This window comes from Paraburkholderia piptadeniae, from assembly GCF_900007165.1.
GTDB classification, from domain to species: Bacteria; Pseudomonadota; Gammaproteobacteria; order Burkholderiales; family Burkholderiaceae; genus Paraburkholderia; species Paraburkholderia piptadeniae.
The window spans coordinates 179,752-195,187 of record NZ_CYGY02000017.1 but is presented as its reverse complement, the minus strand read 5'-3'; the positions used below and the strand labels follow the sequence as shown (position 1 = coordinate 195,187).

Sequence of the window (15,436 nt, the reverse complement as noted above, 5' to 3'; positions counted from 1 at the left end):
GCGTCGACCACAACGGAACATGCGGAGCAACCGTTATCGGCTATCCGCGCAACCGGGCGCCATACACTCGAGCAAGACGATCCACCAAAGTCTGAATGGCCAAATCGACCGTTTCATCCTGAAGGGTCCCACCAGTATCTTGCAAGGTTACACGGAACGCAAGGCTTTTCTCGTGCGCCGCCAGCCCGCCGGAAGTATTTGATTTTGCACGAAATTCATCGAAAAGCGCAACCCTTTGAATGGTCTTGCATGCGTCTTCTGACAACGCCTTTTGCATCTCGTCGAAGAGCGCCTGGACCTCGATTTTCTGGTCCACAACGATCGCGATATCGCGCCGTACCGGCGGAAATTTCGATACTTCCGCCGGACTCGGCAGCACGCGTTGCATCAGCGCTTGCGCGTCGACTTCGAACAGAATCGGCGCATGCGGCAGATCGTACTTCTGCATCCAGCGCGGATGCAGTTCACCGATCCAGCCAATCGCCCGACCATCGAGTTCGACACGCGCGCTGCGTCCCGGATGCAGCGCCGGATGCTCCGCCTTCACGAAGCGCGCATCGGCAGGCGCGAGCAGCGCTTCGAGATCGCCCTTCACATCGAAGAAATCGACGGCACGCGTCGCCGCGCCCCACTGCTCTTCGACGACAGGACCGTACGCCAGCGCGCCGATCATCGTCGGCTGCGCGAAGCCTTCGACAGCGAGTTCGCCGGCCTTGATGGCCGGGTCCTGCAGGAACACGCGGCCCGCTTCGAACACACGGATACGATCCGCGCGACGGTTCAGGTTATGGCGCAGCACGTTGATCAGGCTGCCGAACAGCGTCGTGCGCATCACCGACAACTGGCTCGCGATCGGATTCAGCAGACGCACCGGGTTGTCGTTACCGGCGAAATCCTGTTCCCATTCAGCATCGACGAAGCTGAAGTTCACCGTTTCGGCGTAGTCGCGCGCGGCCAGCTCATGACGCAGCGCATGGATCGAACGCTGCGTCTCGTTCGTGCGGCGCATTTCGCTGCGCGCGACGGGCGGGTGCGCCGGAATCTTCTCGAAGCCGTAGATGCGCGCGACCTCTTCGATCAGGTCTTCTTCGATTTCGATATCAAAGCGATACGGCGGAGGCGTCACGAGGAAGTCGTCGCCTTCACGCTCGAACGGCAGGCCGAGGCGCGTGAAGATTTGCGCGATCTCATCCGCGCCGATCGCAACGCCGATGATGCGGTTCGCGCGCGCGACCCGCAGCTTGACGGGCTCGCGCTTCGGCACATTGACGATCTGATCGTCGACGGGACCGGCCTCGCCGCCGCAGATATCGAGGATCAGTTGCGTGATGCGCTCGATATGCTCGACGGTCGTCGAGTAATCGACGCCGCGTTCGAAGCGATGGCCCGCGTCCGTCGAGAAGTTGTACCGGCGCGAGCGGCCGCGAATGCTATCGGGCCACCAGAATGCCGCTTCGAGATAGATGTTCGTGGTATCGAGCGTGACGGCCGTGCTGTCGCCGCCCATGATGCCCGCGAGGCTTTCGAGATGGTGGTCGTCGGCGATCACGCCGACCGTCTCGTCCACTTCTACCGTGTTGCCGTTCAGCAGCTTGAGCGACTCGCCGCGCTTGCCCCAGCGCACGTCCATGCTGCCGTGGATCTTGTCCAGATCGAACACATGCGACGGACGACCGAGTTCCAGCATCACATAGTTCGAGATGTCGACCAGTGCGGAGATGCTTCGTTGACCGGAACGTTCGAGGCGCTCGACCATCCACGCCGGCGACTTCGTGCGCGCATTGACGCCGCGAATCACGCGCCCGGAGAAACGGCCGCACAAATCCGGCGCCGAGATCTTCACGGGCAGCGTTTCGCTCAGCTTCACTTCGACGGGCTTGATGTCCAGCGGACGCAGCGGCGCGCCCGTGATGGCAGCCGTCTCGCGTGCGACGCCGAACACCGACAGGCAATCGGCCTTGTTCGGCGTCAGCTTGATTTCGAAGACGGTGTCGTCGAGATTCAGCGTTTCGCGGATATCCTGGCCAATCGGCGTATCTTCCGGCAGGATCAACAGGCCGCTATGATCGTCCGACAGCTTCAGTTCACGCGCCGAGCACAACATGCCCTCGCTCTGCACGCCACGCAGCTTCGACAGCTTGATTGCGAACGGCGCGCCGCCCTCTTCCGCGGGCGGCAACTGCGCGCCCACCAGCGCAACGGGCACCTTGATGCCGGGCGCCACGTTCGGCGCGCCGCACACGATGTTCAGCGTCGCGCCCGTGCCGGCGTCGACCTGACACACGTTGAGCTTGTCGGCGTCCGGGTGCTTGACGACTTCGAGCACGCGGCCCACCACGATTTTCGACGTCGGCGGCGCAGCGGGGCGCAGGTCTTCGACTTCGAGACCGGCCATCGTCAGGGCGTGTGACAAAGCTTCCGTCGTCAGTTGCGGATCGACAAAGGTTCTGAGCCAGGATTCCGGGAATTGCATGGTTCTGTACGTTCTAAACAGGTTGTGTCCGCATCCGGCCGATACGTCGGCACCGGGCCGGAAGCGCTGTTTGCGGCGGGGCGGTCATGATGCTGGACGCCGGGCCGCTCTCGTAGCGTGCTTAAAGCTTGAGCCTGATGACCTTCGCGCTCGGGCTCTCGCTGCGTCAGGCGAACTGGCGCAGGAAACGCAGATCGTTTTCAAAGAACAGACGCAGGTCCTGAACGCCATAGCGCAACATGGTCAGACGCTCGAGGCCGCTGCCAAACGCAAAGCCGATATAACGCTCCGGGTCGAGGCCCATGTTGCGGATCACCGTCGGGTGAACCTGGCCTGAGCCCGAGATTTCGAGCCACTTGCCAGCGTTCTTGCCCTGCTCGAACATCATGTCAATCTCGGCGGACGGCTCGGTGAACGGGAAATATGAAGGGCGGAAGCGCACGAGAATATCGTCGCGCTCGAAGAATTTCTTGAGGAAATCGGTGTAGACGCCCTTCAGGTCCGCGAAGCTGATGTTCTCGTCGATCCACAGGCCTTCCACCTGATTGAACATCGGCGAGTGCGTCGCGTCGCTATCGACGCGGTACGTGCGGCCCGGCACGATCACCTTGATGGGCGGCGTGTTGGTGCGCGCGTAGCGGACCTGCATAGGGCTGGTATGCGTGCGCAGCAGCAGAGGACGGCCTTCGGCGTCCTTGCCGTCGACGTAGAAGGTATCTTGCATCGAACGCGCCGGATGGTTCTCCGGGCTGTTCAGCGACGTGAAGTTGTACCAGTCGGTTTCTATTTCCGGGCCGTCGGCGACATCGAAGCCAATCGTGCGGAAAATCTGCTCGACGCGCTCCCACGTGTGCATCACGGGGTGCAGGCTGCCCGTGCCCATGCCGCGGCCGGGCAGCGTGACGTCGATGGCTTCAGCGGCGAGACGCTGGTTCAGCAGCGCGTCGGCCAGCGCCTGACGGCGCGCCGTCAGCGCGGCTTCGACCTGTTGCTTGGCGATGTTGATCCGCGCGCCTTCCGTCTTGCGCGCTTCGGGATCGAGCTTGCCCAGCCCCTTCAACAGTTCCGTCAGTGCACCCGACTTGCCGAGAAAGCGGGCCTTCTCGTTTTCGAGCGTGGTGACGTCGGAGGCTTGTTCAAAGGCGCTTTGCGCGTCGGCGACAATCTGGTCCAGATCCATTGATCCCATCTTTTCAACGTCAGTATTCAATCGAAGTAAAACTGGCTCGACCAACAAAAAAGGGGCTCGGTGAGGAGCCCCGTTTTTGTTGCAGCGTCACCGAGACTACCGGACTGTTCGCTGCAACGAACCACGCAGTACTAGATGCTAACAGCGCACTCAGGCTGCAACGGCGGCTTTCACCTGCTTGACGATCGCAGCAAAAGCAGCCTTGTCGAACACAGCCATGTCGGCCAGCACCTTGCGGTCGAGTTCGATCGACGCCTTCTTCAGGCCGTTGATGAACACGCTGTACGTCATGTCGTGCTGACGCACCGCCGCGTTGATACGCGTGATCCACAGTGCGCGGAACACACGCTTCTTGTTGCGGCGATCGCGGTAGGCGTACTGGCCTGCGCGCATGACCGCCTGCTTGGCGATGCGATAGACGTTATTGCGGCGGCCGCGGTAACCCTTGGCCAGGTTGATGATCTTCTTGTGGCGGGCCCGTGCGGTAACCCCACGTTTGACTCGAGGCATGTTTCGCTCCTATGAGTGTCGGTTAAGGGGTTAGGCGAACGGCAGCATCGCGCGTACGGAGTTCAGATCGGAATCGTGAACTGCCGTGGCGCCGCGCAGGTGACGCTTGTTCTTGGTGGTCTTCTTGGTAAGAATGTGGCGCTTGAAGGCTTGACCGCGCTTGACGGTACCGCCCGGACGAACCACGAAGCGCTTTGCAGCGCTCTTCTTGGTCTTCATCTTCGGCATGACAACTACTCCATTATTTGATGGACATGGGTGTGCGGTCGGCTCAGAAAGCCCTCACCCGCCCTTCGAAACCCACTCCACTTGGTATGCAGCAAGCCTGAATCATTGGCCGCTGCTTTTCGGGAAAAACGCCCGCTGTACAACGAAATGCGGTCGACTTTCCGAAATCCGCTTCGCACACGCCGCATCACCACGACGCGCGACTTCAAACATTCCGACTAGTTCCAACAAACGCGCCGCACATCAAGGAGCGGCAGACGTCTGCTTACTTCTTTTTCTTCGGCGCCAGCACCATGATCATCTGGCGGCCTTCCATCTTGGGCATTTGCTCGACCTGACCGACTTCATCCAGATCGGTGCGCAGACGCTCGAGCATGCGCATGCCGATTTCCTGGTGAGCCATTTCACGGCCACGGAAACGCAACGTGATTTTCGTCTTGTCGCCATCTTCGAGGAAGCGGACAAGGTTACGCAGCTTGACGTTGTAGTCACCGTCATCCGTACCGGGCCGGAATTTGACTTCCTTGACCTGGATGACCTTCTGCTTGAGCTTGGCCTCGTGCTGCTTCTTTGCTTCCTGGTACTTGAACTTGCCGTAGTCCATCAGGCGGCAGACAGGCGGAACCGCTTGCGGCGCGATTTCGACCAGATCCACATCCTGCTGTTCCGACAAGCGGAAAGCTTCAGCGAGTTTTACGATGCCGAGCGGTTCGTTGTCGACTCCGACCAGACGCACTTCGGGCGCAGTGATTTCACCGTTGATGCGATGCGACGACTTATCAGTAGCGATGTTACGTTTCCTCTAAAGATTAAAAAAACGAGCCGCGCTGCCAGGTGGTTTAGTTGAACGTCTGTACGTCCTGACGCAGACGCTCGCTGAAGGCATCGACGGACATCACGCCCAGATCGACGCCGCCACGGGCACGCACGGCTACCGTTTGTGCATCACGCTCCTTGTCGCCGACGACCAGCAAATAGGGCACCTTTTCAAGCGTGTGCTCGCGTATTTTATAGCTAATCTTCTCATTGCGCAAATCGGCCTCCACTCTAACCCCTTGTTTTTGCAACGATTGAGCCAGAGATTGGGCGTATTCCGCCTGACTTTCGGCGATATTCATCACGACGACCTGCATCGGCGCCAGCCACACAGGCATTGCACCAGCATGGTGCTCGATCAGAATGCCGAGGAAGCGCTCCATTGATCCGACGATTGCCCGATGGAGCATGATCGGCCGGCGGCGGCTGTTGTCTTCTGCCACGTACTCGGCGCCCAGACGCTCCGGCAACACCATGTCGAGCTGCAGCGTGCCGCACTGCCACGAGCGGCCGAGCGCGTCCTTGATGTGATATTCGACCTTCGGACCGTAGAACGCGCCCTCGCCCGGCAATTCTTCCCAGCTCACGCCGCACGCGGTCAGCGCGTCGCGCAGACCCTGCTCGGCGCGATCCCAGATTTCATCTGTGCCCGCGCGCGCGTCGGGGCGCAGCGACAGCTTGATCTCGACATTGTCGAAACCGAAATCCTTATAGACGCTCATCGCCAGCGTGTTGAACGCGATCGATTCGCTGATGAACTGGTCCTCGGTGCAGAAGATGTGCGCATCGTCCTGGACGAATCCGCGCACGCGCATCAGACCATGCAGCGCGCCCGACGATTCGTTGCGATGGCACGAACCGAACTCCGCATAGCGCAGCGGCAAATCGCGATACGAGCGCAAGCCGTGATTGAACACCTGAACGTGGCCCGGGCAGTTCATCGGCTTGATCGCGTAGTCGCGCTTTTCCGACTCCGTCGTGAACATGTTTTCACGATAGTTCTGCCAGTGACCCGACGCTTCCCACAGCGAGCGGTCCATGATCATCGGCGTCTTGATCTCGAGATAGCCCGCCTCGTTCACGCGACGGCGCATGTACTGCTCGACCTGCTGCCACAGCGTCCAGCCGCGCGGATGCCAGAACACCATGCCCGGCGACTCGTCCTGCATGTGGAACAGGTCCAGTTGCTTGCCGAGCTTGCGGTGATCGCGCTTTTCCGCCTCTTCGAGCATGTGCAGATACGCGTCCTGGTCTTCCTTCTTCGTCCAGGCCGTGCCGTAGATACGCTGCAACTGCTCGTTCTTCGAGTCGCCGCGCCAGTACGCGCCCGCGACCTTCATCAGCTTGAAGACCTTCAGCTTGCCCGTCGACGGCACGTGCGGGCCGCGGCACAGATCCGTGAAGCCGCCGTGCGCGTACAGCTTGATTTCATCGCTGGCGGGAATCGATTCGATGATCTCCGCCTTGTACTTTTCGCCGATGCTCTTGAAGTACTCGACGGCCTGATCGCGCGACACGACGCGGCGCGACACGGGCTCGTCTTTCTTTGCCAGTTCCTGCATGCGCTTTTCGATCTTCTCGAGATCTTCGGGCGTGAAGGGACGGTTGTACGAAAAGTCGTAGTAGAAGCCGTTGTCGATCACCGGCCCGATCGTCACTTGCGCTTCCGGGAAGAGATCCTTCACCGCGTAAGCGAGCAGGTGCGCCGTCGAATGGCGAATAATGTCGAGACCGTCTGCGTCCTTGTCCGTGACAATCGCGAGCGACACGTCCTGGTCGATCAGCGCGGACGTATCGACCAGTTCGCCGTCGATCTTGCCGCCGAGCGCAGCCTTCGCGAGACCGGGGCCAATCGATGCAGCCACTTCGGCGACAGTCACGGGGTGCTCGTACTGTCGAACGGAACCATCGGGCAGTCGTATCGAAACCATTGCGTTCTCCGTAATGCCGGCAGGCGGCGGCACATGCAACAAGCGCTAAAGACAAAAAAAATGCGGCCCCGCTTTCGAGGGGCCGCATTCACATTTCTGCAAACTACCGCAAACAACAAGGGCGAAAGTGGTCCTCGACTAGCGTCGCTCCGAAACGGTTCCGGTCAACGTTCGCGGTGTCATAACCATGTTCGCCTGATTCGCCCTTTACGCCGAAGCGCTCATTGCTACTTGCGTTTGCGAAACCTCGGCAAACCGAAGTTTCAGATTCGTTGGTAGGCTCGATTGGACTCGAACCAACGACCCCCACCATGTCAAGGTGGTGCTCTAACCAGCTGAGCTACGAGCCTAGAAAAAGGAGATTATATGGAGCACAGAGAAAGTTGGCAAGCGTTTTTATGTGTCGGCACCAAAATTTCTCCGCGCATGCGCACGGCAACGGACATTACGAGCGCACGCATTGCCCACGGCTTCACTTGCGGGTTGCCCTGACAACGCCCGACACTTCCCCCAACATGGCGCACGCGCGCTGGATCTGCGCGGCACTCGACACTTCCACGGTGAACTGCATGAACGCCGCGTTGCGCCGTGACTGCGACTTCACGCCGATCACGTTCATCTTCTCGCGCGCAAACACTTCGGAAATGTCACGCAGCAGGCCCTGCCGGTCAGTTGCCTCGATCGACAGGTCGACGGGATACACCGACTTGCCCCGCCCGCTCATCACGTCGGCGGACCAGGCGGTTTGCAGCACGCGCTCCGGAGCGCGTTCGGCCATGCGCCGGAACGTCGGGCAGTCACTGCGATGAATCGACATGCCTTTGCCGCGCGTCACGAAACCGGCGATGTCATCGGGCGGCGCCGGACGGCAGCAGCGCGCGAGCTGCGTCAGCAGCGCATCGACGCCGACGACGAGCACGCCCGTCGACGCGCCATGCGCGACGCTCGCGCCGCTACTGCGCTTCTCGAACTGCTCGGGCGCCTCGACAACGGGCTCGGCGGGCGGCGCATCGCTAAGCGCCTGTTCGACGAGCCGCAAGCTGAACTCTTCTTTGCCGACCACCGAGAACAGATCCTCGGGCGACTTGAAGCCGAGCTTCGCCGCCAGCTGATCGAGACTGACGGATGTCTTGCCCTCGCGCTGCAAGGTCTTTTCGACCATAGCGCGCCCGGTGGCGATGTTCTCCTGCGCCTCGACGGCGTTGAACCACGCCCGCACCTTTTGGCGCGCGCGGCTGCTTTGCAGGTAGCCGAGTTGCGGATTGAGCCAGTCCCGCGACGGACCGCCCTCCTTGACGGCGACGATCTCGACCGTCTGCCCGTTCTGCAACGGCGTATTCAACGGCACCATCGCGCCGTCGACGCGCGCCCCGCGGCAACGATGCCCCAGTTCGCTATGCAGGTGATACGCGAAGTCGAGCGGCGTCGAGCCCTGCGGCAACGGAATCACGCGCGCCTGCGGCGTGAGCGTGTAGATGTGATCGTCGTCGAGCGTCGCCTGGCGCAACTGCTCCCATGGCTTCGCCGCGCCCTTGTCGCCGTGCTCGCCTTCGGACACATCGTCCTTCCACGCAAGCAGTTGACGCAGCCACGCTATCTTCTCGTCGTATTTCTCGCTGGCGCTGAACTGGCCGCCATAGCCGCGCGTGCCGGCTTCCTTGTAGCGCCAGTGCGCGGCCACGCCGTATTCGGCGAACCGATGCATCTCCTGCGTGCGGATCTGCACTTCGAACGCGCGGCCATCGTCTCCGATCACGACCGTATGCAGCGACTTGTAGCCGTTCGGCTTGGGCCGCGAGATGTAGTCGTCGAACTCCCGCGGCACCGGCTGCCACAGGTTGTGCACGATGCCGAGCACCGTGTAGCAATCCTTGATGTCCGGCACGATGACGCGAAACGCGCGCACGTCGTAAAGCTCGGAGAAGTCGAGCTCCTTGCCGCGCATCTTGCGCCAGATGCTGTAGATGTGCTTCGGCCGGCCGCTCACTTCGGCGTCGATGTGCGCGGCCGCCAGCTCCCGCTGCAGCCGCGCGATCGCTTCGGCGACATAGGTTTCGCGTTCGACGCGCTTCTCGTCGAGCAGCTTCGCGATGCGCTTGTATGTCTGCGGCTCTTCGAAGCGGAACGCGAGATCTTCGAGCTCCCACTTCAGTTGCCAGATGCCGAGGCGATTCGCGAGCGGCGCGTAGATGTCGAGCGTCTCGCGCGCGACGTCGGGCGACGGCGTGATCTTCGCCGCCGCGTAATAGCGCATCGATTGCAGCCGCGACGCAAGCCGGATCAGCACGACGCGAATGTCCTGCGCGAACGCGAGCAGCATCTTGCGCAGCGCTTCGACCTGGGCGCGGCGCGCGGCCTGCGCGTCGCGGCCCGCCTCGGGCATCGCGTTCTGCGCGGCGCGCATGCTCACGGTGCCGAGGCGCAACAGCTTGCGCACGTCGCTCACCAGTTGCGCGACTTCCTCGCCGAAGTTGTCGGCGATGGTCTGCTCCGGGTTCTCGAGATGCGGCGTCAGCGAGAACAGCGCCGCCGCCAGCACGGCCGGCGGATCGACGTTGAGCGTGCGCATGATGGAAGCCGTGCCCGCCGCATGATCGGCAAGCAACTCGCCCGACGACAGTCGCGCGTCACGCGCGTGCTCGCGCACGAACGCAAGCGCGTCGTCGAAGGACGGCGTCGGGTTCGGAGCGGTCGTGACGGTGTCGCTATTCATCGTGCAGCGGCCCGCGGCTCGCGCGGGCGAATGAGGCCTATGCAAATGCCTGAAACGTATGTTGCGTGTGTCGCGTATTTCGCGTGTGTGGCCCGTATCAGCTGCGCTGCGCGGCCACCACGACCACTTCGACCAGGCACTTCGGATTCGCGAGCTTCGCTTCGACGGTTGCGCGCGGCGGCGTGTTGCCTTGCGCGACCCACTCGTCCCACACAGCGTTCATGCCGGCGAAGTCCACCATGTCCGCGATGTAGATCTGGACCGAAAGCAGATGCGCCTTGTCGCTGTTGACTTCACCGAGCAAACGGTCGATGTGGCCGAGCACTTCGCGCATTTGACCGGCGATGTCCTGATCGGTGTCCTCGGCGATCTGGCCAGCCAGATAGACCGTGCCGTTATGCACAGCGGTTTCCGAAAGGCGCTTGCCGACGTGATGACGAATGACTGCCATGAATTTTCCTGTACGTTGTGAATGAAGAGTGAACCGACGCTATGCGATGTTCGTTTTGCTCGCGCGACAGCTGATGATCGCGATCGAACAACGATCGATCTACTACCGCGCATCAATCTCATATTATGACGCGTCGGCGCTATTCCCGATGAAGAACCGTTTTGCAATATCGATCTGATCAGCGGAAAGAAAGGCCGGCGCATGGCCTACGCCGGGGATTTCGACGCTCGACACATTGCGCCCCTTCTCGACCATCTTCGCGACGGTTTCGCGCGACAGCAGATCCGATTGCTCGCCTCGCACGACGAGCACGGGCCCTTCCGTCGAAGCAAACGACTGCCACAACGCCGCCTCGCCGAGTGCCGCCAGTTCGGGCGTGGTCTGCGTGAATGGCTCCGCGATGCGCGGATCGTAGCGAAAGCGCCAGGCGCCATCGCGCTCGTGCACGAGCGGCGTGTTGATCTCGCGCCATTCGTCCGGCGTCAGCGGCCCGAACGATTGAGCGAGCAACGCGGCGTGATCGATCGCTTCCTGCTGCGTGTCGAACGACACCGGCTGCCCGAGATAGCTGCCGATGCGCTCGATGGCGACCGGTTCCAGATGCGGACCGACATCGTTGACGATCATCTTGCGTACCGGCGAGTCCTTCAGCCCGGCGAACGCCATGCCGATCAGCCCGCCCATCGACGTGCCGAACCAGTCCACCGTCTCGACGCCGAGCCGCGCGATCAGCGTGACCATATCGCCGACGTATTGCGGGATGCCATAGTAGATGGGGTTGGCGAGCCACGAAGACAAGCCACGCCCGGCCACATCCGGACACACGACGCGATACATCGGCGACAGCGCCGCCGCGAGCCGGTCGAAGTCGCGTCCGGAACGCGTCAGCCCATGCACGCACACAAGCACGCGAGGGTTATCCGGCGCGCCCCATTCGGTATACGCGATGCGATGCAGCCCCGCGGGACTCGCGCATTGCACATAGCGCTGACGGGGCACAGTGGTGTCGACAACGGGCGAAACGGCAACGGGCGTAGCGGTCATCAGAGTTCCCTCGATCGAAAGGCTGCAGCGTGCATGAAAGACGCACGGAACACGATCGATTCTAAACCGCTTCGTCTCGCGCACTCATCGGCGTGAAGGCATAGGACGAATGCACGGAGCCAGCAAGCGCCGGCCCCAAAACATAGGGCAAAAAGAAACGGGCGCGACTCGCATCGCGCCCGCTTCTTGACAACTACTCTCGACAACCGCTTTCGACGCAAGATCGAACGAAGAGACTCAGTTCACAGCGCTCGTATCGAGCGGCGCACCCGTCTTCGCCTTGATCTCGTCGACGGTCACGCCGTCAGCCAGCTCGACCAGCTTCAGGCCGCCATCGACCACGTCGATCACGCCCAGATCCGTGATGATGCGATCGACCACGCCGACGCCCGTCAGCGGCAACGTGCATTCTTCGAGGATCTTGTGCTGGTCGCCCTTCGCGACGTGCTCCATCAGCACGACGACGCGCTTGACGCCCGCCACCAGATCCATTGCGCCGCCCATGCCCTTGATCATCTTGCCGGGGATCATCCAGTTCGCCAGATCGCCCTTCTTGCTGATCTGCATGGCGCCGAGGATCGCCAGGTTGATGTGGCCGCCGCGAATCATCGCGAACGAATCGGCCGACGAGAAAATCGACGAGCCCGGCAGCGTCGTCACCGTCTGCTTGCCGGCGTTAATCAGGTCCGCGTCCACTTCCTCTTCGTACGGCGACGGGCCGATGCCGAGCAGGCCGTTCTCCGACTGCAGCCACACTTCCATGCCCGCGGGCACGTGGTTGGCGACGAGCGTCGGCAGGCCGATGCCGAGGTTCACATAAAAGCCGTCTTGAAGTTCCTGCGCCGCGCGCGCGGCCATCTGGTCACGATTCCAAGCCATGTTTACTCTCCTTTCGCGCGGACGATGCGTTGTTCGATGCGTTTTTCCGGGTGCGCGTTGAGCACGAGGCGTTGCACGAAGATACCCGGCGTGTGGATCGCGTCCGGATCGAGTTCGCCCGTCTCGACGATCTCCTCGACTTCAGCGACCGTGATCTTGCCTGCCATTGCGCACATCGGATTGAAGTTGCGCGCGGTGCGCCGATAGATCAGGTTGCCCGACTTGTCCGCCTTCCACGCCTTGACGAGCGCAACGTCGGCTGTGAGCGACGGTTCGAGCACGTAGTGGTTCTCGCCGAACTGCCGCGTTTCCTTGCCTTCCGCGATGACCGTGCCGTAGCCCGTGTTCGTGTAGAACGCCGGAATGCCCGAGCCGCCCGCGCGCAGCTTTTCGGCGAGCGTGCCTTGCGGCGTGAATTCCAGCTCGAGTTCACCCGCCAGATACTGGCGCTCGAATTCCTTGTTCTCGCCGACGTACGACGAGATCATCTTCCTGATCTGGCGCGTTTCCAGCAGCAGGCCCAGGCCGAAGCCGTCGACGCCCGCGTTGTTGCTGATGCAGGTGATGCCCTTCACGCCGGAGTCGCGCAGGGCGGCGATCAGCGCTTCAGGAATGCCGCACAGCCCAAAGCCGCCGACGGCAAATGTCTGCCCGTCCTTGACGATGCCTTCGAGCGCGGCAGCCGCGCTTGCGTAGACTTTATTCATCAGTGTGTCCCTTCCTTGATTGGATACCCGAAATCCGGATCGATGCGACGCCGTTTTTGTGTCGACTCGCGCCCGCTCCTGCTCGCCACTGCACTTGCACGAGCCGGCTGCCGGGACGCTGCGGGCACAGCCCGAAACGTCATTCTAGTCATCTGCGGCGAACGGTGGCGCGATGCGGACAAACCTTGCCGCGCCAGCCGCGCATCTTGTGATGTGCCGAAAGGGTACGATGCGGCGGTGTTGCGGCACAATACGCAAAAGTACATAAGTATTCGCACCCTCTGATTTCATGCCCGCACTGGATTACCAAACCGCTTTTCACCTCGCGCCGATCGGCCTCGTGCTGTCGCGCGAGCGGATCATCGAAGACTGCAACGAGCAGGTCGCCGCCATCTTCCGCCGTTCGCGCGAGTCGTTGCTGGGGCAATCGTTCGCGGTGCTGTATCCGTCGCCGGATGAATTCGAGCGCATCGGCGAGCGCATTGCGCCCATCATGACGGCGCAAGGCAGCTACGCCGACGACCGCATCATGAAGCGCGCGAACGGCGAGCTGTTCTGGTGCCATGTGACGGGGCGCTCGCTTGATCTTTCGGTGCCGCATGCAGCGGGCGTCTGGACCTTCGAGGATCTGAGCGCGACGCGACGCGTCGCCGTCGAGCTGACGCCGCGCGAGCGCGAGATCGCCGCGCAACTGGTGACAGGGAAGACGAGCAAGCAGATCGGCCGGATTCTCGACATCAGCTCGCGGACAGTGGACGTCTACCGCGCGCGGCTGATGCGCAAATACGGCACGGGCAACGCGACCGAACTGCTGCAGCGCCTGCTCGGCAATTGACTTTCGACTGGAAGGAAGCGCCGGCTGCGGAAGCTGGCGCGCATCGGACGGGAACGTAAGGCTCAGGCCTTGACGAGCTGGGCGCTTTCGATGGTCGAGCGCAGCAGATCAGGAAGCGACACCGACTTGCCCGCCGCGTAGTCGATCCACACGCACTTCGCGGAGCCGCGCGCGTAGAGCGTGCCGGGGTCGTCGGCGCGGAAGAGCTCGAAGCGCGTATCGAAGCTGCTGCGGCCCGGCGTGCCCACCGTCATGCGGCCGATCACGTCGCCCGGATAGTGCAGTTGCTTCAGGAACTCCATCGACGCATTGACGATCACGGGTCCCTGCCCTTCGCCGTTGCCGCCCGCGATGCCGAGCTGCTCGAACCAGGAAATCCGCACCTGCTCCATGTAGCGGAAATAGACCGTGTTGTTCACATGGCCGAACGCGTCCATGTCGCCCCAGCGGATCGGCATCGACATTTCAAAAACGGGGTGGTAGTCGCTCATCGCACTTCTTCTACGGTTTGAATCTGAATCGGAAAAACGGAACTGCGCGGGCCGCGTCCGGCAACGGGCGCGCAACCCGCGAATCGCAGCGGCTAATAAGGTTTATGCAGCGTCGGCGCTGTGCGGACGCTGCACATGGGCGTCAATGATCGCGCTATTCGCGCGTTTCTGCTCCGAAGCTAACAGGCAAGCGTGTCAGTCAAACGATTGCCTGCCGCGATTACGAAAGACCGAAACCGTCGTCGGCGGCGATCACCGAGCCGTTGATGAACTGCGATTCGTCGGCGGCGAGCAGCAGCAACAGCCCGTCCAGGTCTTCCGGCTTGCCCACACGATGCCGCGGCAGCATCGAAATCAGCTTTTGCCCCTGATCGGTCGCCCAGTGATGGTGATTGATCTCGGTATCGATGTAACCGGGGCAGATCGCGTTGACGTTGATGCCGTGGCGGCCCCATTCCTGCGCCATCGCTTTCGTCATGTGGACCACGGCCGCCTTGCTCATCGAGTAGAGCCCGATTTGCGGCAACACGCGCAAGCCCGCCACCGATGCGATATTGATGATCCGGTACGGCGGTTTGCTGGAGCCGCCGCCGCGCATGATCATCCGCTTGGCCACTTCCTGCGCGACGAAGAACGCGCCGCGCGTGTTCGTGTCGAACACGTATTCGAAGTCCGCGGGGGTCACGTCGGTCAGCTTTTGCGTCGTCGATACGCCCGAATTGTTGACGAGAATATCGATCGTGCCCGCCTCCGTCTCCGCGTGCGCGACGGCCGACTTGATGCTCTGATAGTCGGTCACGTCGAGCGAGACGACGTGCGCGGCCCCGCCCGACGCCTCGATCTCGGCGCGCAATTCCTTCAGACGTTCGATGCGTCGGCTTGCCAGCACGACCTTTGCGCCCGCTTGTGACAGCACCATGGCAAATCGCTTGCCCAGTCCACTCGATGCGCCCGTAATCAGCGCCACCTTGCCTTCCAGATTGATCGAACGGCCCATTGTCGTTTTCCTTGGAACATGGATGTGACGGAATGCCAGCCCACGCGCCGCGCAGGCATTGGGGTCAATCCTTGGTCACAGTAATAGTACGATCGTGCTAATCTTGCCTCTTTGTGTTGCAGCGCAGGGATCGTTCAATGACAATACGATCCCGAAAAAAGCATTCTAACGG

14 protein-coding genes and 1 tRNA gene are annotated in these 15,436 nt (G+C 61.8%); 1 reads left to right on the top strand and 14 read right to left on the bottom strand.

The window, feature by feature from the left end:
- Nucleotides 1-40: 40 nt before the first annotated feature.
- The 12 genes from pheT to BN2476_RS08310 form a co-directional block, all read right to left on the bottom strand.
- Nucleotides 41-2,473, bottom strand: coding sequence for a phenylalanine--tRNA ligase subunit beta (gene pheT, locus BN2476_RS08370; protein ID WP_087733677.1), 2,433 nt, complete (start codon nt 2,471-2,473; stop codon nt 41-43).
- A gap of 166 nt (nt 2,474-2,639) precedes the next feature.
- Nucleotides 2,640-3,653, bottom strand: coding sequence for a phenylalanine--tRNA ligase subunit alpha (gene pheS, locus BN2476_RS08365; RefSeq protein ID WP_162497861.1), 1,014 nt, complete (start codon nt 3,651-3,653; stop codon nt 2,640-2,642).
- Between the two features lie 159 nt (nt 3,654-3,812).
- A complete protein-coding gene (gene rplT / locus BN2476_RS08360; protein ID WP_004192938.1) occupies nt 3,813-4,172 on the bottom strand; it encodes a 50S ribosomal protein L20 in 360 nt (119 codons plus the stop codon).
- A gap of 30 nt (nt 4,173-4,202) precedes the next feature.
- Entirely contained in the window at nt 4,203-4,400 is a 198-nt protein-coding gene (rpmI, locus tag BN2476_RS08355; protein ID WP_004191477.1) for a 50S ribosomal protein L35, read from the bottom strand.
- A 265-nt stretch (nt 4,401-4,665) separates the two neighbouring features.
- The gene (gene infC, locus BN2476_RS08350; protein WP_081767593.1) at nt 4,666-5,190 is read right to left on the bottom strand and encodes a translation initiation factor IF-3; all 525 of its coding nucleotides are present in this window, start codon (nt 5,188-5,190) and stop codon (nt 4,666-4,668) included.
- Between the two features lie 49 nt (nt 5,191-5,239).
- Nucleotides 5,240-7,147, bottom strand: a complete 1,908-nt coding sequence (thrS, locus tag BN2476_RS08345; RefSeq protein WP_087733675.1) for a threonine--tRNA ligase — start codon at nt 7,145-7,147, stop codon at nt 5,240-5,242.
- Nucleotides 7,148-7,420: 273 nt separating this feature from the next.
- Nucleotides 7,421-7,497 (bottom strand) — tRNA-Val (locus tag BN2476_RS08335).
- Nucleotides 7,498-7,619: 122 nt separating this feature from the next.
- The gene (locus BN2476_RS08330; RefSeq protein ID WP_087733674.1) at nt 7,620-9,860 is read right to left on the bottom strand and encodes a RelA/SpoT family protein; all 2,241 of its coding nucleotides are present in this window, start codon (nt 9,858-9,860) and stop codon (nt 7,620-7,622) included.
- 97 nt (nt 9,861-9,957) lie between these two features.
- Nucleotides 9,958-10,311: a RidA family protein gene (locus BN2476_RS08325; RefSeq protein ID WP_087733673.1), complete on the bottom strand. Its 354-nt coding sequence runs from the start codon at nt 10,309-10,311 to the stop codon at nt 9,958-9,960.
- A 123-nt stretch (nt 10,312-10,434) separates the two neighbouring features.
- A complete protein-coding gene (locus BN2476_RS08320) occupies nt 10,435-11,355 on the bottom strand; it encodes an alpha/beta fold hydrolase (RefSeq protein ID WP_087733672.1) in 921 nt (306 codons plus the stop codon).
- 237 nt (nt 11,356-11,592) lie between these two features.
- Nucleotides 11,593-12,234 (bottom strand): CoA transferase subunit B, encoded by a 642-nt coding sequence (locus tag BN2476_RS08315; RefSeq protein WP_087733671.1) that lies wholly within the window; start codon nt 12,232-12,234, stop codon nt 11,593-11,595.
- Nucleotides 12,235-12,236: 2 nt separating this feature from the next.
- The gene (locus tag BN2476_RS08310; protein ID WP_087733670.1) at nt 12,237-12,941 is read right to left on the bottom strand and encodes a CoA transferase subunit A; all 705 of its coding nucleotides are present in this window, start codon (nt 12,939-12,941) and stop codon (nt 12,237-12,239) included.
- 289 nt (nt 12,942-13,230) lie between these two features.
- On the opposite strand from BN2476_RS08310, the gene BN2476_RS08305 reads away from it, so the two are divergent.
- A complete protein-coding gene (locus BN2476_RS08305; RefSeq protein WP_087733669.1) occupies nt 13,231-13,776 on the top strand; it encodes a PAS and helix-turn-helix domain-containing protein in 546 nt (181 codons plus the stop codon).
- A 62-nt stretch (nt 13,777-13,838) separates the two neighbouring features.
- Here the strand turns inward: BN2476_RS08305 and BN2476_RS08300 are convergent, their stop codons facing one another.
- Together BN2476_RS08300 and BN2476_RS08295 are read right to left on the bottom strand one after the other, a co-directional pair.
- Nucleotides 13,839-14,267: an acyl-CoA thioesterase gene (locus tag BN2476_RS08300; RefSeq protein WP_087733668.1), complete on the bottom strand. Its 429-nt coding sequence runs from the start codon at nt 14,265-14,267 to the stop codon at nt 13,839-13,841.
- 220 nt (nt 14,268-14,487) lie between these two features.
- Nucleotides 14,488-15,264 carry an SDR family oxidoreductase gene (locus BN2476_RS08295; RefSeq protein WP_087733667.1) on the bottom strand — a complete coding sequence of 259 codons (777 nt, stop codon included), beginning with the start codon at nt 15,262-15,264 and terminating at the stop codon, nt 14,488-14,490.
- Nucleotides 15,265-15,436 lie beyond the last annotated feature (172 nt).